General features: G+C 71.2%; 20 protein-coding genes. 14 read left to right on the forward strand and 6 right to left on the reverse strand.

The features are described 5' to 3' along the window. Positions 1–9 precede the first annotated feature (9 nt). Genes hemC through C7H73_RS12360 form a run of 4 tightly spaced genes read left to right on the forward strand, consistent with a single transcriptional unit; the run spans position 10 to position 4105 of the window. On the forward strand, positions 10–951 hold the full coding sequence (hemC, locus tag C7H73_RS12345) for a hydroxymethylbilane synthase (RefSeq protein WP_106846922.1): 942 nt from the start codon (positions 10–12) through the stop codon (positions 949–951). After that, the gene (locus C7H73_RS12350) at positions 948–1763 is read left to right on the forward strand and encodes a uroporphyrinogen-III synthase (protein WP_106846923.1); all 816 of its coding nucleotides are present in this window, start codon (positions 948–950) and stop codon (positions 1761–1763) included. Before hemC ends, C7H73_RS12350 begins: the two co-directional genes overlap by 4 nt. Beyond that, on the forward strand, positions 1753–2823 hold the full coding sequence (locus C7H73_RS12355; RefSeq protein ID WP_106846924.1) for a uroporphyrinogen-III C-methyltransferase: 1071 nt from the start codon (positions 1753–1755) through the stop codon (positions 2821–2823). The genes C7H73_RS12350 and C7H73_RS12355 overlap by 11 nt, the downstream gene beginning before the upstream one ends. 4 nt (positions 2824–2827) lie before the next feature. Continuing rightward, entirely contained in the window at positions 2828–4105 is a 1278-nt protein-coding gene (locus C7H73_RS12360) for a heme biosynthesis protein HemY (protein WP_106846925.1), read from the forward strand. Between the two features lie 19 nt (positions 4106–4124). Here C7H73_RS12360 and C7H73_RS12365 read toward each other — a convergent pair whose 3' ends face one another. Further along, positions 4125–4367 (reverse strand): TIGR04438 family Trp-rich protein, encoded by a 243-nt coding sequence (locus C7H73_RS12365; RefSeq protein WP_106846926.1) that lies wholly within the window; start codon positions 4365–4367, stop codon positions 4125–4127. A 107-nt stretch (positions 4368–4474) separates the two neighbouring features. Between C7H73_RS12365 and C7H73_RS12370 the strand changes: the two genes are divergently transcribed. Further along, positions 4475–4780 carry a c-type cytochrome gene (locus C7H73_RS12370; RefSeq protein WP_106847660.1) on the forward strand — a complete coding sequence of 102 codons (306 nt, stop codon included), beginning with the start codon at positions 4475–4477 and terminating at the stop codon, positions 4778–4780. A 99-nt stretch (positions 4781–4879) separates the two neighbouring features. Here C7H73_RS12370 and C7H73_RS12375 read toward each other — a convergent pair whose 3' ends face one another. Both C7H73_RS12375 and acs read right to left on the reverse strand, forming a co-directional pair. Then, entirely contained in the window at positions 4880–5359 is a 480-nt protein-coding gene (locus C7H73_RS12375) for a Signal transduction histidine kinase (protein WP_106846927.1), read from the reverse strand. Positions 5360–5649: 290 nt separating this feature from the next. After that, positions 5650–7644 (reverse strand): acetate--CoA ligase, encoded by a 1995-nt coding sequence (gene acs / locus C7H73_RS12380; RefSeq protein ID WP_106846928.1) that lies wholly within the window; start codon positions 7642–7644, stop codon positions 5650–5652. 758 nt (positions 7645–8402) lie between these two features. Here acs and proV point away from each other — a divergent pair. From proV to proX (C7H73_RS12400), 4 genes are all read left to right on the forward strand, one after another. Then, positions 8403–9689 carry a glycine betaine/L-proline ABC transporter ATP-binding protein ProV gene (gene proV / locus C7H73_RS12385; RefSeq protein ID WP_106846929.1) on the forward strand — a complete coding sequence of 429 codons (1287 nt, stop codon included), beginning with the start codon at positions 8403–8405 and terminating at the stop codon, positions 9687–9689. Between the two features lie 23 nt (positions 9690–9712). After that, entirely contained in the window at positions 9713–11029 is a 1317-nt protein-coding gene (gene proW / locus C7H73_RS12390) for a glycine betaine/L-proline ABC transporter permease ProW (protein WP_106846930.1), read from the forward strand. A 67-nt stretch (positions 11030–11096) separates the two neighbouring features. Next, positions 11097–12131: a glycine betaine/L-proline ABC transporter substrate-binding protein ProX gene (gene proX, locus C7H73_RS12395; RefSeq protein ID WP_106846931.1), complete on the forward strand. Its 1035-nt coding sequence runs from the start codon at positions 11097–11099 to the stop codon at positions 12129–12131. Positions 12132–12244: 113 nt separating this feature from the next. Then, complete coding sequence (proX, locus tag C7H73_RS12400; protein ID WP_106846932.1) at positions 12245–13303, forward strand: glycine betaine/L-proline ABC transporter substrate-binding protein ProX; 1059 nt, start codon at positions 12245–12247, stop codon at positions 13301–13303. A 15-nt stretch (positions 13304–13318) separates the two neighbouring features. Here the strand turns inward: proX (C7H73_RS12400) and C7H73_RS12405 are convergent, their stop codons facing one another. Then, positions 13319–14263 (reverse strand): polyprenyl synthetase family protein, encoded by a 945-nt coding sequence (locus tag C7H73_RS12405; RefSeq protein ID WP_157948352.1) that lies wholly within the window; start codon positions 14261–14263, stop codon positions 13319–13321. A 183-nt stretch (positions 14264–14446) separates the two neighbouring features. Here C7H73_RS12405 and C7H73_RS12410 point away from each other — a divergent pair, with 183 nt between their 5' ends. The 4 genes from C7H73_RS12410 to C7H73_RS12425 are packed head-to-tail and all read left to right on the forward strand — an operon-like array spanning position 14447 to position 19498. Continuing rightward, on the forward strand, positions 14447–15820 hold the full coding sequence (locus tag C7H73_RS12410; RefSeq protein WP_106846934.1) for a glycosyltransferase: 1374 nt from the start codon (positions 14447–14449) through the stop codon (positions 15818–15820). Next, positions 15817–17028, forward strand: a complete 1212-nt coding sequence (crtY, locus tag C7H73_RS12415) for a lycopene beta-cyclase CrtY (RefSeq protein ID WP_106846935.1) — start codon at positions 15817–15819, stop codon at positions 17026–17028. The genes C7H73_RS12410 and crtY overlap by 4 nt, the downstream gene beginning before the upstream one ends. Beyond that, positions 17025–18533 (forward strand): phytoene desaturase, encoded by a 1509-nt coding sequence (locus C7H73_RS12420; protein WP_227001343.1) that lies wholly within the window; start codon positions 17025–17027, stop codon positions 18531–18533. The genes crtY and C7H73_RS12420 overlap by 4 nt, the downstream gene beginning before the upstream one ends. Further along, positions 18530–19498 (forward strand): phytoene/squalene synthase family protein, encoded by a 969-nt coding sequence (locus tag C7H73_RS12425; RefSeq protein ID WP_106846937.1) that lies wholly within the window; start codon positions 18530–18532, stop codon positions 19496–19498. The genes C7H73_RS12420 and C7H73_RS12425 overlap by 4 nt, the downstream gene beginning before the upstream one ends. On the opposite strand, the gene C7H73_RS12430 is transcribed toward C7H73_RS12425, so the two are convergent. Further along, positions 19495–20043 carry a sterol desaturase family protein gene (locus C7H73_RS12430; RefSeq protein ID WP_106846938.1) on the reverse strand — a complete coding sequence of 183 codons (549 nt, stop codon included), beginning with the start codon at positions 20041–20043 and terminating at the stop codon, positions 19495–19497. The genes C7H73_RS12425 and C7H73_RS12430 overlap by 4 nt on opposite strands. 96 nt (positions 20044–20139) lie before the next feature. Between C7H73_RS12430 and C7H73_RS12435 the strand changes: the two genes are divergently transcribed. After that, positions 20140–21432 carry a DNA topoisomerase IB gene (locus C7H73_RS12435; protein ID WP_106847661.1) on the forward strand — a complete coding sequence of 431 codons (1293 nt, stop codon included), beginning with the start codon at positions 20140–20142 and terminating at the stop codon, positions 21430–21432. A gap of 96 nt (positions 21433–21528) precedes the next feature. On the opposite strand, the gene fumC is transcribed toward C7H73_RS12435, so the two are convergent. Further along, positions 21529–22938 carry a class II fumarate hydratase gene (gene fumC, locus C7H73_RS12440; protein ID WP_106846939.1) on the reverse strand — a complete coding sequence of 470 codons (1410 nt, stop codon included), beginning with the start codon at positions 22936–22938 and terminating at the stop codon, positions 21529–21531. Between the last annotated feature and the right edge of the window lie 66 nt (positions 22939–23004).

The following is a 23004-nucleotide window of genomic DNA, read 5'->3' on the forward strand; positions in this document are numbered from 1 at the left end:
TTTTTTTCGATGAATTCCTCCCGCCCAGCCCCCCCTTCTTCCATCGTGATCGCCACGCGCGAAAGCCAGCTGGCCCTGTGGCAGGCCGAGCACGTGCAGCAGCTGCTGACGGCGCGCGGCCACACCGTGCAACTGCTGGGCATGACCACCCGCGGCGACCAGATCCTGGACCGCAGCCTGTCCAAGGTGGGCGGCAAGGGCCTGTTCGTGAAGGAGCTGGAGGTGGCGCTGGAAGAAGGCCGCGCCGACATCGCCGTGCACTCCCTCAAGGACGTGCCCATGGAGCTGCCGGGCGGCTTCGCCCTGGCCTGCGTGATGGAGCGCGAGGACCCGCGCGACGCCTTCGTGTCCAACCGCTACGCCGCGCTCGCCGACGTGCCGCAGGGCGGCGTGGTCGGCACCTCCAGCCTGCGCCGCCAGGTGCTGCTGCAGGCGCTGCGCCCGGACTTGAAGATCGAGCCGCTGCGCGGCAACGTCAACACCCGCCTGCGCAAGCTCGACGAGGGCCAGTACGACGCCATCGTGCTGGCCGCCGCCGGCCTCAAGCGCCTGGGCCTGGCCGAGCGCATCCGCGCCACCTTCACGCCCGAGCAGATGCTGCCCGCCGCCGGCCAGGGCGCCCTGGGCATCGAGGTGCGCGCCGCCCGCGCCGATCTGTTCGATGCCCTGGCCCCGCTGGCGCACCAGCATACCTGGCTCACCGTGACGGCCGAGCGCGCCGTCAGCCGCGCCATGGGCGGCAGCTGCTCCATGCCGCTGGCCGCGCACGGCCAATGGGCAGGCGACACGCTGCAGCTGCGCGCCGCCTGGGGCGACGTGCAGGCCCGCGTGCCGCTGGTGCGCGCCCAGGGCCAGGCGCAGGTGCGCACGCTGGAGCAGGCCGACGCGCTCGGCCTGGCCGTGGCGGCGCAGCTGCGCGAGGGCGGAGCCACCGGAGCCGGCACCCCTTGAATTGCGCCCCCCGCGCCCTCGTCACCCGCCCCGCGCACGACGCGGCGCAGTGGGTGCGCGACCTGGCGGCCCAGGGCGTCGTCGCCCAGGCCCTGCCGCTGATCGGCATCCGCAGCGTGGCCGCCCCGGTGCTGGCCCAGGCACTGCAGCAGGCCCGCGCCGCCGCTCCCGGCTATCGCGCGCTGATGTTCGTCAGCGGCAATGCCGTCACGCATTTTTTTGAGCCAAATGTGGCTCTAGCCCTTACTGGGCAAGCGCCAGCAGCTATCAATACCAGAGCATGGGCACCCGGCCCTGGCACCGTGCAGGCGCTGCTGGCCGCCGGCATGCCCGCCGCGCGCATCGACGCGCCGCCGGCCAGCAGCGCGCAGTTCGACTCCGAGGCGCTGTGGCCCGTGGTGGCGCCGCAACTGAAAGCTGGCGACTGCGTGCTGATCGTGCGTGGCGCCAGCGCCCCGGCGGCACCCGGAGGCAGTGGCCGGGAATGGCTGGCCGCCCGCCTGGCCGAGGCTGGCGTGCAGGTGGACTTCGTCGCCGCCTACGAGCGCTGCGCCCCGGCGCTGGACGCGAGCGCCCTGGCGCTGGCGCGCCAGGGCGCACAGGACGGGTCGCTGTGGCTGCTGAGCAGCTCCGAGGCGCTGGCGCACCTGGCGCAGGCCCTGCCCGGCCAGGACTGGCAGCGCGCCCGCGCGCTGGCCACGCACCCGCGCATCGCCCAGGCGGCGCGGGCCACCGGTTTCGGCCAGGTCCACGAGTGCCGCCCGGCGCTGGCGGACGTGGCCGCGTCGATAAAATCCCTGCATGCCCGCTGAGCCTTCGACCGAGCTGATCGCCCCCCCTGCCGCGCCGCCTCCGGCGCCCGGCGCCGGCCCGCGCCTGGCGCTGCTGGTGCTGGGCGTGGTGGCTGCCGCGGCGTTGGCCAGCTCGGTGCTGCTGTGGCAGCGCCTGTCGTCCATCCAGGAGCAGCTGGCTCGCCAAAGCGCCGACTCTGGCACCCAGGCCATCGAGGCCCGCGCCATGGCGCGCGAGGCCCAGGAGCTGGCACGCGATGCCACCGCGCGCCTGGCGCTGACCGAGGCGCGCGTGGCCGAAGTGGCGCTGCAGCGCAGCCAGCTCGAAGAGCTGATGCACAGCCTGTCGCGCACCCGCGACGAGAACCTGGTGGTGGACGTCGAGGCCGCCCTGCGCCTGGCGCAGCAGCAGTCGCAGCTCACCGGCAGCCTGCAGCCGCTGGTGGCCGCGCTCAAGGGCGCCAGCCAGCGCATCGAGCGCGCCGCCCAGCCGCGCCTGGCGCCGCTGCAGCGCGCCCTGGCCCAGGACCTGGAGCGGCTGCAGCGCGCCAGCGTCACCGACACCGCCGGCCTGCTGGTGCGCATCGACGACCTGGCGCGCCAGGTCGATGAACTGCCGCTGTCCAACGACGTCGGCCCGGCCCATGGGGGGCGCCCGCCGGCCGCCGCGCCGGCGCCCGGCGCATCGGGCGAAGCCGCCGAGCTGCCACGCTGGCAGGCTGCGCTGCGCACCGGCTGGGACGCGGTGCGCGACGAGGTGCGCGGGCTGGTGCGCGTGAGCCGCATCGACCGGCCCGAGGCCATGCTGCTTGCGCCCGAGCAGGCCTTCTTCCTGCGCGAGAACCTCAAGCTCAAGCTGCTCAATGCCCGCCTGGCCCTGCTGACGCGCCGGCTGGACTCCGCCCGCACCGACCTGCAGGCCGTGCATGCCGGCGTGGCGCGCTACTTCGACCCGGCTTCGCGCCGCACGCAAGGCGCCCTGCAGGCCCTGGCGCAGCTGCAGTCCCACCTCAGGAGCGCCGAAATGCCCCCGCTGGACGACACCTTCGCCGCGCTGGCCACCGCGGCCGCGGGGCGCTGACGCGATGCGCGCCGCCCTGTGGCTGCTGGCCCTGTTCGGCGTCGCCGTCGCCGTGGCCCTGTTTGCCGGCAACAACCAGGGCACGGTCACCCTGTTTTGGCCGCCCTACCGGGTGGATCTGTCGCTGAACCTGGTGCTGATGCTGCTGGTGGGCGGCTTTGCGCTGCTGTATGCCGCGCTGCGCGGCACCGCCACGCTGCTGGAGCTGCCCGTGCGCGCTCGCCGCTGGCGGCTGATGCAAAAGGAGCGCGCCATGCACGCCGCGCTGCTGGACGCCATGGCCCAGCTGCTGGCCGGGCGCTTCCTGCGCGCCCGGCGCGCCGCCGAAGCGGCCATCGCCCAGGAGAGCGCCCTGGTTGACGCGCGCAGCGCCGTGCCGCACCGGCGCCGCCTGCGCACCCTGTCGCACATGCTGGCGGCCGAGGCCTCGCATGCGCTGCAGGACGGCGCCACCCGCGACGCGCACCTGCAAACGGCCCTGGACGGCGTGCCCGAGCGCGGCGCCGATGCCGAGCTGCGCGAGGGCGCCCAGCTGCGCTCGGCCCGCTGGGCCCTGGACGAAGGCGACGCGGCCAGCGCATTGGAGCGGCTGTCGGCCCTGCCCGTGGGCGCCGCGCGCCGCACCCTGGCCTTGCGCGCCCGCCTGAAGGCAGCGCGCCTGGACCGCCGCACCGCCGAAGCACTGGACACCGCCCGGCTGCTGGCCAAGCACCATGCCTTCTCGCCGGCAGCGGCGGCCAGCATCGTGCGCAGCCTGCTGCTGGAACTGATCGAAGGCGCCCACGACACGGCGCAGCTCCAAAGCATCTGGCAGGGCCTGGAGCCCGCTGAGCGCGCCATGCCCGACGTGGCAATGCAGGCCGCGCAGCGCCTGGCGGTACTGGGCGGGGAGCCGGCGCAGGTGCGCGCCTGGCTGCTGCCGGTGTGGGAACGCCTGGCCGAGCCGGGCGCATCCGCGCTGCCCGAGCACCAGGCACTCAGGCTCATCGCCGTGCTGCAGGACAACCTGGATGGGCTGGACGGACCCTGGCTGGCCCGCATCGAGGCCGCCAGCCAGTCGCGCCCGCGCGATGCACGGCTGCAATACCTGTCGGCCATGGCCTGCCTGCAGCGCGAGCTGTGGGGCAAGGCGCGCCAGCTGCTGGGTCAGGCCGCGCCCCAGCTGGCTGACCCGGCCCTGCGCGCCAGCGCCTGGCGCGCCCTGGCGCAGCTGGCCGAGCAGCGCGGCGACACCGACGAGGCGCTGCAGGCCTGGAAGCAGGCCGCCCAGGTCGGCCGCTAGTGCCTGCCGGCAGCGGCTTTCAGCGGCGCTTGCGCGGGCCCATGCCCAGGCCTTCCTTTTGCTTGGCGATGCGGTCGCGCTTGCGCTGGTCCATGCGCTCCATGGCACGGCGCTTGGTGTAGCCCGAAGTATCGGCCCAGATCCACCAGGCTGCCGTCAGGGCAAAGGGCGACAGCACCCACCACCATGACCACTGCGCCACGGGTCCGACCTCCAGGTATTTGAGCAGTATCAACAGCACGCCCAAAAGCAGGGTATACACAGCCACATCCTCCCATGCGGAGCGGGCTTTGCAGGCCTCCCGTCAACCGCGAACACTACAATCCGTTGAAGGTCAAAATGTACTTCAACCCCCACAGGAAAATCAGCATGAAGCGCACTCTCATCACCCTCGCCATGACGCTGTCGGTTGCCGTGCCCGCGATGGCCGATCAGGCCCTGGCCACGTCCAAGAACTGCATGGCCTGCCACGCCGTGGACAAGAAGCTGGTGGGGCCTGCCTACAAGGAAGTGGCCGCCAAGTACGCCGGCCAGGCCGGCGCGGCCGACAAGCTGGCCGAGAAGATCATGAAGGGCAGCTCCGGCGTGTGGGGCCCCGTGCCCATGCCCGCCAACGCCCAGGTCAACGCCGACGAGGCCAAGAAGCTGGCCACCTGGATCCTGGCGACCAAGTAAGAAGCAGCACGGCCGGGCCGCAGCGCCGGCCCGACGTGACAAAGCCGCAGCGCCTTGACAGGCGCTGCGGCTTTTTTGCTGGTGAGCGCCGGTGCCCGACTACAGGCGCAGCCCGGGCTCGATGCGCGGCGCGGCTGCATCGCCATGGCGGTGCAGCTGGTCCTCCAGCTGGCCCACGTAGGCGGCCGTGACATTGTCCGACTCCTGCACGCGGGCGTTCAGCCGCGCCTCCAGGGTGTCCATGCGCGCCAGCATCACGCTTTGCTGGGTCTCCAGAAAGCCGCGCAGCTCGGTAAAGCGCGAAGCCTCGGCCCGGTCGGCCAACTCGCGCTGGGCGGTCATTTCCTTGGAGTGGCGGCGCGTTTCCATCAGCACCGAGCCGTGCAGCGTCAGCACATAGGCCAAGAAGATGATGGCCATCACGCCGGTCAGCGCCAGCATGATGAGCCCCAGCGGTGCCTGGACCGTCGTCAGACCCAGCGATACCGTGGCAGGCATCGACAACGTGGGCCAGTTCAGCACGGCCAGCGCGGCGATGGCCAGCATGATGAGCACCAGGACAAGGGATCGCAGGTTCATGGGAAAAGCTCCTCGGCTGTTTGGGCAGACCGCTGTTGTACCCCATGACCTGCCTGTGCACGCCGCGCGCAAAGGCATTCGCGCAAGGCTCCTACAACAGGACGAAAAAAAGCCGCCCGGCCTTGCCGCGGGCGGCCTGCGCGGCTGGCGCCGCGCCTGGATCAGTGGTTCTGCGCCAACTGCTCCAGGATGGCGGGGTTCTGCCGGCACGTCACATCGGCTGCACCGATATGAGTGCCGTCGAATCCGGCGAGCGCTGCGCGCCGGCCACCTGCCGGTGGCCTCCCGGATCAGTTGTTCTCCGACAACTGATCCAAAATTGCCGGGTTCTCCAGCGTGCTCGTGTCCTGGGTGATGGTCTCGCCCTTGGCCAGCGAGCGCAGCAGGCGGCGCATGATCTTTCCCGAGCGCGTCTTGGGCAGGTTGTCGCCGAAACGGATGTCCTTCGGCTTCGCGATGGGGCCGATCTCCTTGGCCACCCAGTCGCGCAGCTCCTTGGCGATCTGCCTGGCCTCGTCGCCCATGGGGCGCGGGCGCTTGAGCACCACGAAGGCGCAGATGGCCTCGCCCGTCAGGTCGTCGGGACGGCCCACGACGGCGGCCTCGGCCACGATGTCGGACTTGGCCACCAGGGCAGACTCGATCTCCATGGTTCCCATGCGGTGGCCCGAGACGTTCAGCACGTCGTCGATGCGCCCGGTGACCCGGAAGTAGCCCGTCACCTTGTCGCGCACGGCGCCGTCGCCGGCCAGGTAAGCGCCGCGCATTTCCTCGGGGAAATAGGTCTTCTTGAACCGCTCGGGGTCGTTCCAGATGGTGCGGATCATGCTCGGCCAGGGCCGCGTGATGACCAGCATGCCGCCCGAGCCGTTGGGCATTTCCTGCCCGGTCTCATCGACCACGGCGGTGTAGATGCCCGGCAGCGGCAGCGTGCACGAGCCCGGCACCATGGGCGTGGCGCCCGGCAGCGGGTTGATGATGTGCCCGCCCGTCTCTGTCTGCCACCAGGTGTCCACCACCGGGCAGCGCTCGCCGCCGACGTTCCTGTAGTACCACATCCAGGCTTCCGGGTTGATGGGCTCGCCCACGCTGCCCAGCACGCGCAGGCGGGACAGGTCCCAGTTCTTCGGGTGCACCTTCTCATCGGAATCCGCCGCCTTGATCAGCGAGCGGATGGCCGTGGGTGCGGTGTAGAACACCGAGCACTTGTGGCGCTCGATCATCTGCCAGAAGCGCCCGGCGTGCGGATAGGTGGGGATGCCTTCGAAGATGATCTGCGTGCCGCCAGCGGCCAGCGGGCCATAGACCACGTAGGTGTGGCCGGTGACCCAGCCGATGTCGGCCGTGCACCAGAAGACATCTTCGGGCTTGAGGTCGAAGCTCCACTGCATGGTCAGCCTGGCCCACAGCAGGTAGCCGCCGGTGCTGTGCTGCACGCCCTTGGGCTTGCCGGTGGAGCCGCTGGTGTAGAGGATGAACAGCGGGTGCTCGGCCCCAACGGGCGTGGGCGCGCACTCGCTGCTTTGGCCCTGCAGGGCCTGGGCGAAGGTCTTGTCGCGGCCTTGCACCATGTTGCAGGCGGTGGCGGTGCGCTCAAAGACGAAGACGTTCTTCACGCATTCACAGCCGCCCATGGCCAGGCCGTCATCCACGATGGCCTTGAGCGGCAGTTCCTTGCCGCCGCGCACCTGGTAGTTGGCGGTGACCACAGCCACGGCCTGCGCGTCCACGATGCGCTCCTGCACGGCCTTGGCCGAAAAGCCGCCGAACACCACGCTGTGCGTGGCGCCGATGCGGGCACAGGCCTGCATGGCCACCAGGCCTTCCACGCCCATGGGCATGTAGATCAGCACGCGGTCGCCCTTGTTCACGCCGTGGGCCTTCAGGGCGTTGGCGAACTGGCTCACCCGCGTGAGCAGGTCGCGGTAGGTGTAGTGGGTGACCTTGCCGTCATCGGCCTCGAAGATCACGGCCGTCTTGTTCTCGACCGGCGTGCCCATGTGGCGGTCCAGGCAGTTGGCGCTGGCGTTGAGCTCGCCGTCCTCGAACCACTTGTAGAAGGGAGCGCCCGACTCGTCCAGTACGCGCGTGAAAGGCTTGCTCCACTGCAGGTTCTCGCGCGCCATGCGCGCCCAGAAGCCGTCGAAGTCGCGGTCAGCCTCGGCGCGCAGCGCCTCGTAGCCCTGCATGCCGGAGATGCGGGCCGCCTGCACCATGCGGTCTGACGGCGGAAAGACACGGTTTTCGATCAGCACGGACTCGATCGCGGAGGGGGAAGCGCTCATGGTTTTGTCTCCTTTAGGCACGATTGGCACGAAACAGGCACGAAATTTTCCGCGTGACTGTCGGCCCCGGGACTTACAAAGCACTGACGCGCCTCAAACGCCCCGGGGGACCGGTGCAAGGTTTTTTAAGCGAAAAGCGGCTTCAACGCTTGATGGACCAGCGCCGGCAGCTATTGAAAACATAGCAACACAGCCTTGATAGCACAAAAGCAAAAACCTTTCTTTTGACGGAAAGTGGCTCAATTTTTATACTTGGCCGATGTTTTACAACCTGCCACGCAGGTAATCCGCCCCACCACCGGCTCGTGCCGGACGGTATGAGCGCGGCGGATCTTTGCGTCGCAGCGCCTGTTGCACCGTCTTCCTGACGGCTACGGCGCGCGGCGTCCGGCCGAAGTTTCGGCCCTGATGCATTTTTTTCGGTGCCTGGCCGCTTCCCAGCGGGCGGCGTGGCACCCGTGGCGTCAGGCAGGTGCTTTTTTGCGCCCTTTGCTGCCTGCCCGCGCCGATCCCGGCCCTTGCGCACCCTTGCCGTGCCATTCGGGCCGCCCAGGTCACAGGTGGTCTTTCCCGTGTCCGCCCTGCCGGCAATGCCTGCCGCACGCTGCCTTGTTGCGGGCGCGTGCCGCCCGGGCGGCGCCAGCGCATCGGGGTTTTGCAGGTTTGCCCTGCCCTTGCTTCGGCCTTCATGCCCTGCGCGCCGCCGTGCGCGCCGGGCCCTTCACAGCAGTGTCCAAGCGAGGGAGGAAGCCGCAAAAATGGCCAAACAGATCATCATCGACCACGTCTTCAAGGTCTTCGGCGAGGCGCCGCAGCGCGCGCTCGAGCTCGTGCAGCAGGGCCTGTCCAAGCAGGACATCCTGGCGCGCACAGGCAACTCCATCGGCGTGTTCGACGCCAGCTTCACCATCGAGCCCGGCGAGATCTTCGTCGTCATGGGCCTGTCCGGCTCGGGCAAGTCCACGTTGGTGCGCATGCTCAACCGTCTGATCACGCCCACCAGCGGCCGCATCCTGGTCGAGGGCCAGGACATCGGGCTTTTGAGCGAGCGCGAGCTGCGCGCCCTGCGCCGCAAGGACATCTCCATGGTGTTCCAATCGTTTGCCCTCATGCCGCACCACACGGTGCTGCAAAACACCGCCTTCGGGCTGGAGCTGGCCGGCGTAGGCCGCCAGGAGCGCGAGCAGGCAGCCGAGCAGGCACTGGCCCAGGTAGGGCTGGCCGGCTGGGGCGCCAGCTACCCCGACGAGCTGTCGGGCGGCATGCAACAGCGCGTAGGCCTGGCGCGGGCGCTGGCCTCCGACCCGTCCATCCTGCTGATGGACGAGGCCTTCTCGGCACTGGACCCGATCATCCGCACGGAGATGCAGTCCGAGCTGCTGCGCCTGCAGGAATCGAAACGCCGCACCATTGTCTTCATCTCGCACGACCTGGACGAGGCCATGCGCATCGGTGACCGCATCGCCATCATGAAAGACGGCCAGGTGGTACAGGTGGGCACGCCTGACGAGATCCTGCGCTGCCCGGCCGATGACTACGTGCGCAGCTTCGTGCGCGGGGTGGACGCCGCCGCCGTCTTCAAGGCCGGCGACATCGCCCGCCAGGCGCTCACCGTGGTCTCGGCGCAGGGCGACCGGGGCTGCCGCGCGGCGCTGCGCATCCTGGAGGATTCGGACCGCGAGTACGCCTACGTGCTCGCCAGCGACCAGCGCCTGCTGGGCGTGGTGTCGTCGCAGTCGCTGCGGGACGCGCTGCACGGCCACCACGGCCCGCTGGGGCTGCGCCACGCCTTCCTGACAAACGCCCAGCCGGTGAGCGCCGATACGCCGGTGGCCGAGCTGTTCGGTCCCATGTCCACGGCGCCCTGCCCGCTGCCGGTGGTCTCCGAGTCCGGCACCTACCTGGGCGTGGTCAGCCGCACCGGCGTGATGCGCTTTCTGGACCGCGACACCCCGCCCGTGCCGCCGCCGCAAGAAGAAAGCGCTCCCCTGCAGCTCAACCCCCACTACCCGCAGGCCGCCAACCCTGTGGCGCCGCTGCAATGACACGACAAGGAGGCAACGACACCATGCAGGACAACCCGATGACCGCCCCGTCCGCCCTCGACGAGACCAGCAACCCCTGGAGCGATGCGGCGCCCGCCGCCCCCACCGAGGCCGCCGACCCTTGGAGCGCCCCTGCCACCAGCGCCGCGGCCGACCCCTGGAGCGACAGCGCCCCCAGCAGCGCGGCCGCCCCGGCCGGCGACCCCTGGGGCGGTGCCGATGCCGCGGCCGACCCCGCTGCCGATGCCGACTGGCTGGGCGCTGCATCCGCCCCGGCCCCCGACGCCACGGGCGACACGGGCCTGATGGCGCTGTGGCACCAGCTGCAGACGGACGGCCTGCCCCTCCAGGGCTGGATCAACGACGGCCTGCACTGGGTGGTGGAGAACTTCCGCCCGTTCTTCCAGGCCGTGCGCGCGCCGATTGACGCCACGCTGACCGGCGTGACCGACGCGCTGCTGGCCGTGCCCGTGCCTTTGGCGATCGTGCTGGCCGCGCTGCTGGCCTGGCAGTTCGCCGGCCGGGCGCTGGCCATCGGCACGGCCGTGTCGCTGGTGCTGGTGGCGCTCCTGGGCATCTGGCCGGACGCCATGGTGACCCTGGCGCTGGTGCTCACCTCGCTCTTGTTCTGCGTGCTGCTGGGCCTGCCCGCGGGCGTGCTGCTGGCCGCCAGCGACCGTGCCCAGCGCTGGACGCGCCCGCTGCTGGACGCCATGCAGACCACGCCGGCCTTCGTGTACCTGGTGCCGGTGGTGATGCTGTTCGGCATCGGCAACGTGCCGGGCGTGATCGTGACCATCGTCTTCGCGCTGCCGCCCTTGATTCGCCTCACCAACCTGGGCATCCGCCAGGTGCGGCCCGACCTGATCGAGGCCAGCCGTGCCTACGGCGCCTCGCCCTGGCAGCTTTTGTGGAAGGTGCAGCTGCCGCTGGCCATGCCGTCCATCATGGCCGGCGTGAACCAGGCGCTGATGCTGAGCCTGTCGATGGTGGTCATCGCCTCCATGATCGCCGTGGGCGGCCTGGGCCAGATGGTGCTGCGCGGCATCGGCCGGCTGGACATGGGCCTGGCCACCGTGGGCGGCCTGGGCATCGTGCTGCTGGCCATCGTGCTGGACCGCCTGACCCAGGCCATGGGCGAGCCCGCCCGCGGCGGCCAGCGCTGGTGGCATACCGGCCCGGCCGGCCTGGCCCTGCGCCTGGTGCGCCGCCGCCCCGCCGCCGCAGTGGACGAGCCTGCCGCCGTTGCCGCCGCGCCCGCCCCTGCCCCCGCCAACGTGCCCGCCGCCGGCACTGCCACCACGCAGCGCCCGCCCCTGGGGCGCCAGCCCGCCGTATGACCTGGGCCGGGGCTGCGCCCCGGCCCCTTTCTCGCTCCCTGTCCCAACGACGAAAGGAAACCCAAGGATGACGATTTCCACCCGACCCCCTTCCCACCGCCTGCGCACCGGCTTGGCCGGCGTAGCGGCCAGCCTCGCCCTGGCCTGTGCCGCCAGCAACGCCCTGGCGGCCGACCAGCCCGGCAAGGGCGTTGCCGTGCAGCCGCTCAAGAGCTCGATCGCCGAGGAAACCTTCCAGACGCTGCTGGTCATGCGCGCGCTGGAGCAGCTCGGCTACGACGTCAAGCCCATCAAGGAAGTGGAGTACCCCACGGCCCACATTGCCGTTGCCAATGGCGACGCCACCTTCCTGGCCGACCACTGGAACCCGCTGCACTCGGACTACTACAAGAACGCCGGTGGCGACGCCAAGCTCACGCGCAAGGGCGTGTATTCGGGCAACGCCGCGCAGGGCTACCTGATCGACAAGAAGACGGCCGACCAGCACCAGATCACCAACATCGCGCAGCTGAAGCAACCCGAGATCGCCAAGCTGTTCGACACCAACAGCGACGGCAAGGCGGATCTCACGGGCTGCAACCCCGGCTGGGGCTGCGAGGCGGTGATCGAGCACCAGCTGGACGCCTACGGCCTGCGCGGCACGGTGACGCACAACCAGGGCTCGTACTCGGCCCTGATCGCCGACACCATCACCCGCTTCAAGGCCGGCAAGCCGGTGCTGTACTACACCTGGACGCCCTACTGGGTGAGCAACGAGCTCAAGCCCGGCAAGGATGTCGTGTGGCTGGAGGTGCCGTTTTCCTCGCTGCCCGGCGAGCAAAAGGGCCTGGACACCAAGCTGCCCAACGGCAAGAACTACGGCTTCGTGGTGAACAACCAGCACATCCTGGCGGGCAAGGCCTGGGCGGACGCCAACCCGGCTGCCGCCAGGCTGTTTGAAGTCATGCAGCTGCCCGTGGCCGACATCAACGCGCAGAACCACATGATGAGCCAGGGCCAGAACAAGCCGGCCGACATCGAGCGCCACGTGGACGGCTGGATCAAGGCCCACCAGAAGACCTTCGACGGCTGGCTGGAGCAGGCGCGCGCCGCCGCCAAGTAAGACCGGCAGCCCCCGGCCCTTTCCCTTGCCGGGGAAGGAAGCCCCAACCCCGCATCAGACAAGCGGCGCGTGTTATCAAATTTGATATGCACGCGCCCTCACCAGAAAGATCCATGCAGACTCTCCAGCAAAAATTCTTCCCCTCCCTTCCCTCCCGCCCCGCCACCCTGCTGCGCCAGGCCGCAGCCCTGGCGGCCTTCTGCCTGGCCGCAGTCGCCGGCCCGGCCAGCGCCGGCACCGCCCAGCCCGGCAAGGGCGTGCGCGTCACTGTGCTGAAAAGCTCGCTGGCCGAAGAATCCTTCCAGACCGTGCTGGTCATGAAGGCCCTGCAGCAGCTGGGCTATGACGTACCGCCCTACAAGGAGGTGGACTACCCCCTGGCCCACATGGCCGTGGCCAGCGGCGACGCGACGCTGATCGCCAACCACTGGAACCCGCACCACTCCGAGTTCTACAAGGCCGCCGGCGGCGATGCCAAGCTCTCGCGCAAGGGCGTGTACTCCGCCGGCGCTGCGCAGGGCTACATGATCGACAAGAAGACGGCCGAGCAATACGGCATCACGCACATCGACCAGCTCAAGGACCCCAAGCTCGCCCAGCTCTTCGACATGAGCGGCGACGGCAAGGCGGACCTGGTGGGCCCCAACGCCGGCTGGGGCGGCGAGGCGGTGGTGGAGCACCACCTGGACACCTATGGCCTGCGTTCCACCGTCAACTACGTGCAGGGCAACTACACCGCGCTGATCTCGGAGACCCTGGCGCGCTTCGAGGCCGGCAAGCCGGTGCTGTTTTACGCCTGGACGCCCCACTGGCTGGGCAACGTGCTCAAGACCGGCCAGGACGTGGTCTGGCTGCAGGTGCCCTACTCCGCCATGCCCGGCGTGCAGGCCGGCACCGATACCAAGCTGGCCAATGGCAAGAACTACGGCTTCCCGCTGAACAACGAGTACATCGTGGCCAACAAGGCATGGGTGGCGAAGAACCCGGCCGCGGGCAAGCTGTTCGAGGTCATGCAGGTCCCGCTGACAGACATCAGCGCGCAAAACCGCCTGATCCACCAGGGCGAGAAGAGCGCCGCGGACATCGAACGCCACGCCGACGCGTGGATCCGCGCCCACCAGAAGACCTTCGACAGCTGGCTCGAACAGGCGCGGGCCGCGGCCCCGCGCTGACGCCCGGCGGCGCGCTCAGCGCCCGGCCGCGGCTGCCGCGCCCGGCAACAGCAGGCGGGCGAACTGCACCAGCCGCGATGCCGGGCCCAGGGCATCGTCGAGCTGGCTGCGGCCGCGATCCCAGTGCATCCGGATGCAGTCCTGGGCCGCGGACACGCCCAGCAGCGCCGGCAAGGTGGGCCGTGCCGCGTCGCGGCCCACGTCCTTGCCCAGTTCGGCCGCGCTCGCGGTCATGTCGCCCAGGTCGTCGCTGAGCTGGAACGCCTGTCCTAGCTCAACGGCAAAGGCCTGCAGCCCCTGGCCCACCCGCGGCTCCACGCGGCACACCAGCGCCGCCAGTGCCAGCGCTGCGGCGAACAGCGCTCCCGTCTTGAGGTGGTTGGTCTGCGCGATCGCGGCGGTGCAGTCCGGGTGGCGCGCCCCATGCAGGTCACGGTACTGGCCCTGCACCAGGCCGGAGGTGCCGACCGCATCGGCCAGCAGCGCCACGCACGACGCGCGCACGTCGGGCGGCAGGGGCACCGCGGCCGCCGCCGTCCGGAACGCCAGGCCGAGCAGGCCGATGGCCGCCAGGATGGCCACGTCCTGCCCGAACCGGACATGGACCGTGGGCTGGCCGCGGCGCAGCGTGGCATTGTCCATGCACGGCAGGTCGTCGACCAGCAGCGAGGCGGCGTGCACCAGTTCCAGGGCGCATGCCAGGTCGAGAGCATCGGCGCTGGCACCGCCCAGGTCCTCGCAGGCCAGCAGCAGCAGCAGCGGACGCACCCGCTTGCCCGGTGCCAGCGCGCCGTAGCGCATGGCCGCACCAACCGGGTCCTCCGCAGCAGCGCCGGCTCCGGGCAGGAGCGACGCGAGGCGCGCATCCAGCTGCACGCGCAGCTGCGCCAGGTGCGCCTGCAAACCCTCTGTGCCCACCTCCTGCGCAGGAAGGCCGTGCAGCGCGGACGCGGGGGGCACCGGGACCGAGGCAGTGCCAGGCACCGGTGGCGAGAGGGGGGAAGACCGCATCCCGCGATTTATAGCCGACCTCGGCAGCGCCACGGGCGAGCTGGTGGCTGCGCCACAGGCGCCGAAAGGGCATGCAAGAGCGCACACCTGCGCCAGGCGGATGGGTCAGAATGGCTGGCACACGTTCGTTCCATGGTCCATTTCGCCGTCCTCGCCCCCGCCTTCACCAGCCACGTGCGCGCGCTCGAAGCGCTGGCGGGCGAGCTGATCGCGCGCGGCCACCGCGTGAGCTGGGTGCACCAGGGCGACGTGGCCCGCCTGCTGCGCAACCCCGGGATCGAATTCCATGCCGTCGGCTCATCCACCCATCCGCCAGGCAGCCTGGCCGGCATGGTGGCCCGTGCTGCGCGGCCGGGCGGCCTGCGGGGTCTCCAGCGTGTGATCGGGGACATGGCGGCCACCACCGACATGCTGTGCCGCGAGGCCCCGGTCCTGCTGGCGCGCCTGGGCGTGCAGGCCGTGCTGGCCGACCAGATGGAGGCCGCAGGGGGTCTCATTGCCGAGCACCTGGGCCTGCCGTGCGTGTCGGTGGCGTGCGCCCTCCCCGTGAACCGCGAAGCCGAGCTGCCGCTGCCGGTCATGCACTGGCCCCACGCCTGCAGCGAGTGGGCGCTGCACATGAACCAGGGCAGCGCGCGCGTGTATGACCGGCTGATGCACGCGCACGCCCGTGTCATCGCGCGCTGGGCACAGGCTTTCGGCCTGGCCCCGCGCGAGCGCATCGACCAGTGCCTGTCGCCCCTGCTGCAGCTGTCGCAGACCGTGCAGGCTTTCGACTTCCCGCGCCGCGCGACGCCCCCGCCGCTGCACCATGTCGGCCCACTGCGCCCGCCTCCCGCGCCAGCGCGCGCAGGGGAAAACCCGCACGCCGCGGCGCTCGCGGCCCATGCACCGGGTCTGTCGCACGACAGGCCCTTCGTCTTCGCCTCGCTCGGCACGCTGCAGGGGGGGCGCCTGGCGCTGTTCCAGCGCATCGCCCGCGCCTGCCGCGCGCTCGGCGTGCAGCTGCTGGTAGCGCACTGCGATGCGCTGACGGCGCCCCAGGCCGCCACCCTGCGCCAGGCCGGCGCCACCTGGGTCACCGGCTTTGCGCCGCAGGAGGCGGCGGTGGCCCTGGCCGACGTGGTCGTCACCCATGGCGGCCTGAACACCGTGATGGATGCGCTGGCCGCAGGCACGCCGATGCTGGTGCTGCCGATCGCCTTTGACCAGCCGGGCTGCGCCGCGCGCGTGGTGCACGCGGGTGCCGGGCTGCGGGTGCTGCCCGCGCTCGCCACCACCGCGCTGCTGCGCCGGGCGCTGGCGCGGCTGCTGCACGAACCCGGTTTTCGCGCTGCCGCTCAAGCGCTCTCGCCCCAGGTGCGCTCTGCAGGGGGCGCGCCGCGGGCGGCGGACCTGGTCGAGGCAGCGGTGGCTGCCGCGCCGTGCCTGCAACACCCTACTGTGCAGCAGCCTCGCACGCCTGCCGGCCCGGCGCGCGCCCGCATGGCGCTGCCCGTTCCATGACCAAGAGCTCGCACACCGCCGATGCGCCCTTCGATGTGGTGCTGGTGGGCGCGGGCCTGGCCAACGGCCTGATCGCCCTGCAGCTGGCCGCCCGGCAGCCGCATCTGCGGCTGGCCGTGCTGGAGGCTGGCGAAGCGCCGGGCGGCAACCACACCTGGTCGTTCCACGACAGCGACCTGACACCGCAGGAACGCACCACGCTGGCCCCTTGCATTGCCCACCACTGGCCGGGCTACACCGTGCGCTTTCCGGCGCGCACGCGCCGCCTGGGGGGTGGGTATGCGTCGCTCACATCCGAGCGCTTCGCCGCCGTGCTGCGCGAACGGCTGGGCGAGCGCCTGCACTGCCGTGCTCCGGTCGCCGAGGTGCAGGCACGCCAGGTGACGCTGGCCGACGGCCGCGTCCTGCATGCGCGCTGCGTGCTGGACGGGCGTGGCGTGCGCAGCAGCCCGCACCTGTCGCTGGGTTTTCAGAAGTTCCTGGGGCTGGAGGTGCGCACCACCGCGCCGCACGGCCTGTCCGAGCCGGTGCTCATGGACGCGACCGTGGCCCAGCACGGAGCCTACCGTTTCGTCTACGTGCTGCCCCTGGCCGCCGACCGCCTGCTGATCGAAGACACCTACTACGCCGACGGCGCCGCGCTGGACGATGGCGCGTTGCGCCAGCGCATCCACGACTACGCGGCGCGCCAGGGCTGGCGCATCGGGCAGGTGTTGCGCGAGGAGCGTGGCGTGCTGCCCATCGTGCTGGCGGGCGACGCCCAGGCGCTGTGGCGCGAATGCGCAGGCGGCGCCGTGCCGGTCGGCCTGGCCGCGGGACTGTTCCATCCCACTACTGGCTACTCGCTGCCCGATGCCGTGCGACTGGCCGGCCGCATCGCCGCGCTCCATGACTTTTCGCACGCCCGCGTACAGGCGGCCGTGCGTGCGCACGTGCTGGGCGCGTGGCAGGAAAGGGGATTTTTCCGAATGCTCAACCGCATGCTGTTCCTGGCCGCCGAGCCGGCCGAGCGCTGGCGCGTGATGCAGCGCTTCTACGGCCTGCCTGCGCCGCTCATCGCCCGCTTCTACGCTGCCCGGCTGTCGTGGCCCGACCGGCTGCGGCTGGTCAGTGGCCGCCCGCCCGTGCCGCTGCTGGCCGCGGCCCGCGCGGTGTGGGCCGGCCATGCGCGCATCGGCGCGGTGGCGCCAGGCGGGAGGCAGCCATGACCGCAATGCCCACCCCTGCCCGGCGCGCCGTCGTCATCGGCGCGGGATTCGGCGGCCTGGCGCTGGCCATCCGGCTGCAGTCGGCCGGCGTTGCCACCACGCTGCTCGAGGCGCGCGACAAGCCGGGCGGCCGCGCCTACGTCTACCACGACCAGGGCTTCACCTTCGACGCCGGCCCCACCGTCATCACCGACCCCTCGGCGCTGGAGGAGCTCTTCGCCCTGTCGGGCCGCCGCATGGCCGACTATGTCGAGCTGCTGCCGGTGGCGCCGTTCTACCGCCTGTGCTGGGAGGACGGCAGCCACTTCGACTATGCCAACGACCAGGCCGCGCTGGACGCGCAGATCGCCGCGCGCTCGCCCGCGGATGTCGAGGGCTACCGGCGCTTCCTCGCGTATTCGCGCGCGGTGTTCGAGGAGGGTTACCTGAAGCTGGGCACGGTGCCGTTCCTGTCGTTTCGCAGCATGGTGCAGGTCGCGCCGCAACTGGCGCGGCTGCAGGCCTGGCGCAGCGTGTATTCGATGGTGTCCAGGTTCATCCGGGACGAGCATCTGCGCCAGGTGTTTTCCTTCCACTCGCTGCTGGTGGGTGGCAACCCGTTTGCCACCTCGTCCATCTACGCTTTGATCCACGCGCTGGAGCGTGAATGGGGGGTGTGGTTCCCGCGCGGCGGCACGGGCGCGCTGGTGCAGGCACTGGTGCGGCTGTTCCAGGACCTGGGCGGCACGCTGCGCCTGAACGCGCCGGTGGCGCGCATCGAGCTGGCAGGCAGCCGCGCCACCGGCGTAGTGCTGCAGGATGGCGAGCGCATCGCCGCCGAGCAGGTGGCCTCCAACGCCGACGTGGTGCATACCTACGAGCGGCTGCTGGGCCACGCGCAGCGCGGCCGGCAGGCGGCGGCGCAGCTCAGGCGCCGGCGCTTTTCCATGTCGCTGTTCGTGGTGCACTTCGGCCTGAAGCGCCCGCAGCCGCAGCTGCGCCACCACACCGTGTGCTTCGGGCCGCGCTACCGCGAGCTGATCCAGGACATCTTCCACGGCAACGCGCTGGCCGAGGACTTTTCGCTGTACCTGCACGCCCCCTGCGCCACCGACCCGTCGATGGCCCCGCCCGGCTGCTCCAGTCACTACGTGCTGGCGCCGGTGCCGCACCTGGGCCAGGCGCCCATCGACTGGACGGTGGAGGGGCCGCGCTTTCGCGACCGCATCCTGCAGTATCTGGAGGAGCGCTACATCCCCGGCCTGCGCGCCGACCTGGTCACCAGCCGCATCTTCACGCCCGAGGATTTTCGCGACGAGCTGGGCGCGCACCTGGGCTCGGCCTTCTCGCTGGAGCCGCTGCTCACGCAAAGCGCCTGGTTTCGCACGCACAACCGCGACCGCCAGATCGCCAACCTGTACTTTGCCGGCGCCGGCACCCACCCCGGCGCGGGAGTGCCCGGGGTGGTCGGCTCGGCCAAGGCCACGGCGCGGCTGATGCTGCAGCCCCCGGAGACAGCAGCATGACCGACGCGCTGCACCGGCACGCCACCGAGGCCATCCGCCAGGGCTCGCAGAGCTTTGCTGCCGCGGCGCGCCTGCTCGACCCTGAGACCCGCGCCGGCACGGTGCTGCTGTACGCCTGGTGCCGGCACTGCGACGACGTGATCGACGGCCAGGAGCTGGGCCATGGGCGGCGTGCGCTGCAGGAAGACGGCTGCGCGGGCATGGACCGCATCGCCGCGCTGCGCGACCTCACGCGCCGCGCCTGCGCCGGTGAGCCGATGGAGCATCCGGCCTTCGCCGGCCTGCAGCAGGTGGTGCGCCACCACGGCATTCCGCTGTACCTGCTGGAGGAACACCTGGCCGGGTTCGCCATGGACGTGGAGCCCGGCACCCGCTACGAGCGCATCGAGGACACGCTGCACTATGCCTGGCGCGTGGCCGGCGTGGTGGGGGTGATGATGGCGCTGGTGATGGGCACGCGGGGCGCGCAGGCGCAGGTGCCGCCCCAAGTGCTGGACCGCGCCTGCGACCTGGGCGTGGCCTTCCAGCTCACCAACATCGCCCGCGACATCGTCGACGACGCGCGCGCTGGCCGCGTGTACCTGCCCGCACAGTGGCTGCGCGACGCCGGCCTGCCCGCAGGGGCCCCACAGGCCTTGCTGGCGCCCGCGCACCGCGCCGCGCTGGCCACCGTGGCGGCGCGCCTGGTGGCGCTGGCTGAGCCGTACTACCGCTCGTCGCTGACCGGCATCGGGGCGCTGCCGCTGCGCTCGGCCTGGTCGATCGCCACGGCGCGGGGCGTGTACCGCGAGATCGGCCGCCGCGTCGATGCGCTCGGCCCCGCGGCGTGGGACACGCGCGTGGCCACCACGCGCGCCGACAAGCTGCTGCTGATCGCCCGCGGCGGGGCGCTGGCGCTGCTGTCGCGCACCTGGCTGCCCCGCACGAGCGCGCCGCTGTCATCCTGGCGCAGGCCCGCGGCTTAAGCCGGTGGTGCGTTGCCGCCGGTGGGCGGCCTATTGCGGCGGCGCGCCTGGGCGGCCTGCAGCTGGGCACGCAGCCGCGTGGGCGATGGTGCCCACAGAAAGCCGAAGGACACGCAACCCTCGCGCCCCTGCACCGCGTGGTGCAGGCGGTGGGCCTGGTACAGGCGCTTGAGATAGCCGCTGCGCGGCACGTGGCGCCACGGCCAGCGCTGGTGCACCAGCCCGTCGTGCGCCACGAAGTACAGCGCGCCGTACAGCGTCATCCCCGCGCCGATCCACTGCAGCGGCCAGCGCCCGGAGGTGCCCAGCGCGATCATCACGATGGCGAGCGCCGCGAACACCAGCGCGTACAGGTCGTTGGCCTCGAACCAGCCGCTGCGCGGTGCGTGGTGCGATGCGTGCCAGCCCCAGCCGAAGCCGTGCATGACGTGCTTGTGCGCCAGCCAGGCAATGCCCTCCATGGCAGCGACGGTGGCGAGGATGATGGCGGTGTTGGCAAGGAACACGGGCAGCAGGGTGAACAACGCAGGGAAGAAGCTGCCCATGGTACGACGCGCGGCCGCGCCTGTCGCGCCGCTCCCACGGCGCACAGCGGCAGGCGCCGACAGCGCGCGCCCTGCCCCGGCGGTGTGATGGCGCCCATGGCCTCCTCCACCGCAACCGCCCCTGCCAAGCCCCCTCGCCTGCCCGCCGGGCTGGTGTACGTGGACCGCAGCGTGCCCGGCATTACCCGGGTGCGCCAGGGCGACACCTTCCGCTACCGCACGCCCGCCGGCGACTGGCTGCAAGACGAAGAACACTTGGCGCACATCCGCCGCCTGGCCATTCCGCCGGCCTACACCGACGTGTGGATCTGCCCCCGGCCCGAGGGCCACCTGCAGGCCACCGGGCGCGACGCGCGCGGGCGGCTGCAATACCGCTACCACCCCGACTGGCGCCGCGTGCGCGACGGCTCCAAGTTCGAGCGCATGCGCGCCTTCGGCCAGGCGCTGCCGCGCATCCGCCGCCAGGTGGCGCGCGACCTGCAGTCGTGCGGCAAGAAGACCCTGTCGCGCCAGTGCGTGCTGGCGGCCATCGTGCGGCTGCTGGACACGACCTTCGTGCGCGTGGGCAACGAGGAATATGCCGTGGCCAACGGCTCGTATGGCCTGACCACGCTGCGCACGCGCCACGCCGCCGTGCGCGGGGCCAGCACCACACTGCGCTTTCGCGGCAAGAGCGGCGTGCAGCAACAAGCCGAGCTTGAAGACCCGCGCGTGGCCCGCGTGGTGCGTCGCTGCCAGCAGCTGCCGGGCCAGGAGCTGTTCCAGTGGCAGGAGGACGATGGCGAGCTGCGCAGCGTGGGCTCCAGCGACGTGAACGCCTACCTGGCGCAGATGACCGGCGAGGCCGGGCACTTCACGGCCAAGGACTTTCGCACCTGGCACGGCACGGTGCAGGCGCTGGAGCTCACGCGTGTGGCCTGCTCACGTGCGCAGGGCGAGGACGCGCCGCCCGCGCGCGGCGTGGCGCGGCAGATCCTGGTGGAGGTGGCGCGCCAGCTGGGCAACACGCCTGCCGTGTGCCGCAAGTCCTATGTGCACCCGGCCGTGCTGGCGCTGGGCGAAAGCCTGGCGTCCGACGCTGGCCCCGGCCTGCAGCGTGTGTGGCAGCGCCTGGGCCGCACAGGCGCCAGCCCCCGGGGCTTGAGCGCGGCCGAGCGGCGGCTGCTGGCCTTTTTGCGCCACCCGCCGCGTGCGCCGCGCGCCCAGACAAAGGACGCGCCGCGCAAGCGCCCGGGCGCCGCTGCACTTGCCAAGCGCCCCGCCGGCGCGGGCAAGCAGCTGGCCGCCAGGGCGAGCCGGCGTGGCAAGCCGGCCGCCCCGGTCGCCCGCACGGCGGCTGCCCCGCCGCCGGCCCGCGCCCGCACGGCCGCTGCTGCTGCGCCTGCCTGACGCAACCGCAGCGGGCAGCTGCGGCGTTGCTTCACAGTTGATAGCTGCCAGCGCTTGACTGGCGGGCGCTTGAGGCCGATTTGGCTGTTAAAGCCCTCAACGCCCCACCATCTTGCCCGGCACCACCCAGGCGTCGAACTGCTCGCCCGTCACGTGGCCCGAGGCCAGCGCCGCCTCGCGCAGGCTGCTGCCGTCCTTGTGCGCCCGCTTGGCGATCTCGGCGGCCTTGTCGTAGCCGATGTGGGTGTTGAGCGCCGTCACCAGCATCAGCGAGCGCTCGACCAGTTCTTCAATGCGCTGGCGCTGCGGCTCGATGCCCAAGGCGCAGTGCTCGTTGAAGCTGACCATGCCGTCGGCCAGCAGGCGCACGCTCTGCAGAAAGTTGTGCGCCACCATGGGGCGAAACACGTTCAGCTCGAAGTTGCCGCTGGCGCCGCCGAAGTTGATGGCCACGTCGTTGCCCATCACCTGGGCGCACAGCATGGTCACGGCTTCGCACTGCGTCGGGTTGACCTTGCCCGGCATGATGGACGAGCCGGGCTCGTTCTCGGGGATGGTGATCTCGCCGATGCCGCTGCGCGGGCCGCTGGCCAGCCAGCGCACATCGTTGGCAATCTTCATCAGGCTGGCGGCCAGGGTCTTCAAGGCGCCGTGCGCGGCCACCAGCGCGTCGCAGCTGGCCAGCGCCTCAAACTTGTTGGGCGCGGTGACGAAGGGCTGCCCGGTGAACTCGGCCAGTTCCTCGGCCACCTGCACGGCGTAGCCGGCCGGCGCGTTCAGCCCCGTGCCCACGGCCGTGCCGCCCAGGGCCAGCTCGCACAGGTGGGGCAGCGCGTTGCGCACGTGCCGCTCGCCATGCGCGAGCTGCGCCACCCAGCCGGAGATCTCCTGGCCCAGCGTCAAAGGCGTTGCATCCTGCAGGTGCGTGCGGCCGATCTTCACGATGTCGTCGAAGGCCTCGGCCTTGCCCTGCAGCGTGCCGCGCAGCTCTTCAAGGGCCGGCAACAGCCGGTGCACCATGGCCTGCACCGCCGCCACGTGCATGGCGGTGGGAAAGACGTCGTTGCTCGACTGGCTCTTGTTCACCTCATCGTTGGGATGCACCAGCCGGCCCTCGCCGCGCTCGCCCCCCATCAGCTCGCTGGCGCGGTTGGCCAGCACCTCGTTGACGTTCATGTTGGTCTGCGTGCCCGAGCCGGTCTGCCAGACCACCAGGGGGAATTCGTCGTCGTGCCGGCCGTCGAGCACCTCGTCGGCGGCGGCGACGATGGCGCGGGTCTTGTCCGCTGGCAGCAGTCCGAGGGCATGGTTGACCTTGGCCGAGGCCCGCTTGACCTGCGCCAGCGCGCGGATGATCTCGTGCGGCTGGCGCTCGCCGGAGATGTCGAAATTCTGCAGCGAACGCTGCGTCTGCGCGCCCCACAGCCGGTGGGCGGGCACCTCGATGGGGCCGAAGGTGTCGCGCTCGGTGCGGTGGGCGGGGGTGCTGGCGGGGGTGGGGTTCATCTCGGGATGGCTCCTGCAGGTGAAAGAAGAAGGGATGGCAAGAACGCGGCCGCCCGTGTGGTGGGC

The sequence above is a fragment of the Pulveribacter suum genome, from assembly GCF_003013695.1.
Classification (GTDB): domain Bacteria; phylum Pseudomonadota; class Gammaproteobacteria; order Burkholderiales; family Burkholderiaceae_C; genus Melaminivora; species Melaminivora suum.

Excerpts from the sequence above, each read along its gene's own strand:
- hemC (WP_106846922.1), top strand. The coding sequence starts at position 10 with ATGAATTCCTCCCGCCCAGCCCCCCCTTCTTCCATCGTGATCGCCACG.
- C7H73_RS12355 (WP_106846924.1), top strand. The coding sequence starts at position 1,753 with ATGCCCGCTGAGCCTTCGACCGAGCTGATCGCCCCCCCTGCCGCGCCG.
- C7H73_RS12360 (WP_106846925.1), top strand. The coding sequence starts at position 2,828 with ATGCGCGCCGCCCTGTGGCTGCTGGCCCTGTTCGGCGTCGCCGTCGCC.
- C7H73_RS12370 (WP_106847660.1), top strand. The coding sequence starts at position 4,475 with ATGAAGCGCACTCTCATCACCCTCGCCATGACGCTGTCGGTTGCCGTG.
- C7H73_RS12375 (WP_106846927.1), bottom strand. The coding sequence starts at position 5,359 with ATGAACCTGCGATCCCTTGTCCTGGTGCTCATCATGCTGGCCATCGCC.
- acs (WP_106846928.1), bottom strand. The coding sequence starts at position 7,644 with ATGAGCGCTTCCCCCTCCGCGATCGAGTCCGTGCTGATCGAAAACCGT.
- proV (WP_106846929.1), top strand. The coding sequence starts at position 8,403 with ATGGCCAAACAGATCATCATCGACCACGTCTTCAAGGTCTTCGGCGAG.
- proW (WP_106846930.1), top strand. The coding sequence starts at position 9,713 with ATGCAGGACAACCCGATGACCGCCCCGTCCGCCCTCGACGAGACCAGC.
- proX (WP_106846931.1), top strand. The coding sequence starts at position 11,097 with ATGACGATTTCCACCCGACCCCCTTCCCACCGCCTGCGCACCGGCTTG.
- proX (WP_106846932.1), top strand. The coding sequence starts at position 12,245 with ATGCAGACTCTCCAGCAAAAATTCTTCCCCTCCCTTCCCTCCCGCCCC.
- C7H73_RS12410 (WP_106846934.1), top strand. The coding sequence starts at position 14,447 with ATGGTCCATTTCGCCGTCCTCGCCCCCGCCTTCACCAGCCACGTGCGC.
- crtY (WP_106846935.1), top strand. The coding sequence starts at position 15,817 with ATGACCAAGAGCTCGCACACCGCCGATGCGCCCTTCGATGTGGTGCTG.
- C7H73_RS12420 (WP_227001343.1), top strand. The coding sequence starts at position 17,025 with ATGACCGCAATGCCCACCCCTGCCCGGCGCGCCGTCGTCATCGGCGCG.
- C7H73_RS12425 (WP_106846937.1), top strand. The coding sequence starts at position 18,530 with ATGACCGACGCGCTGCACCGGCACGCCACCGAGGCCATCCGCCAGGGC.
- C7H73_RS12430 (WP_106846938.1), bottom strand. The coding sequence starts at position 20,043 with ATGGGCAGCTTCTTCCCTGCGTTGTTCACCCTGCTGCCCGTGTTCCTT.
- C7H73_RS12435 (WP_106847661.1), top strand. The coding sequence starts at position 20,140 with ATGGCCTCCTCCACCGCAACCGCCCCTGCCAAGCCCCCTCGCCTGCCC.
- fumC (WP_106846939.1), bottom strand. The coding sequence starts at position 22,938 with ATGAACCCCACCCCCGCCAGCACCCCCGCCCACCGCACCGAGCGCGAC.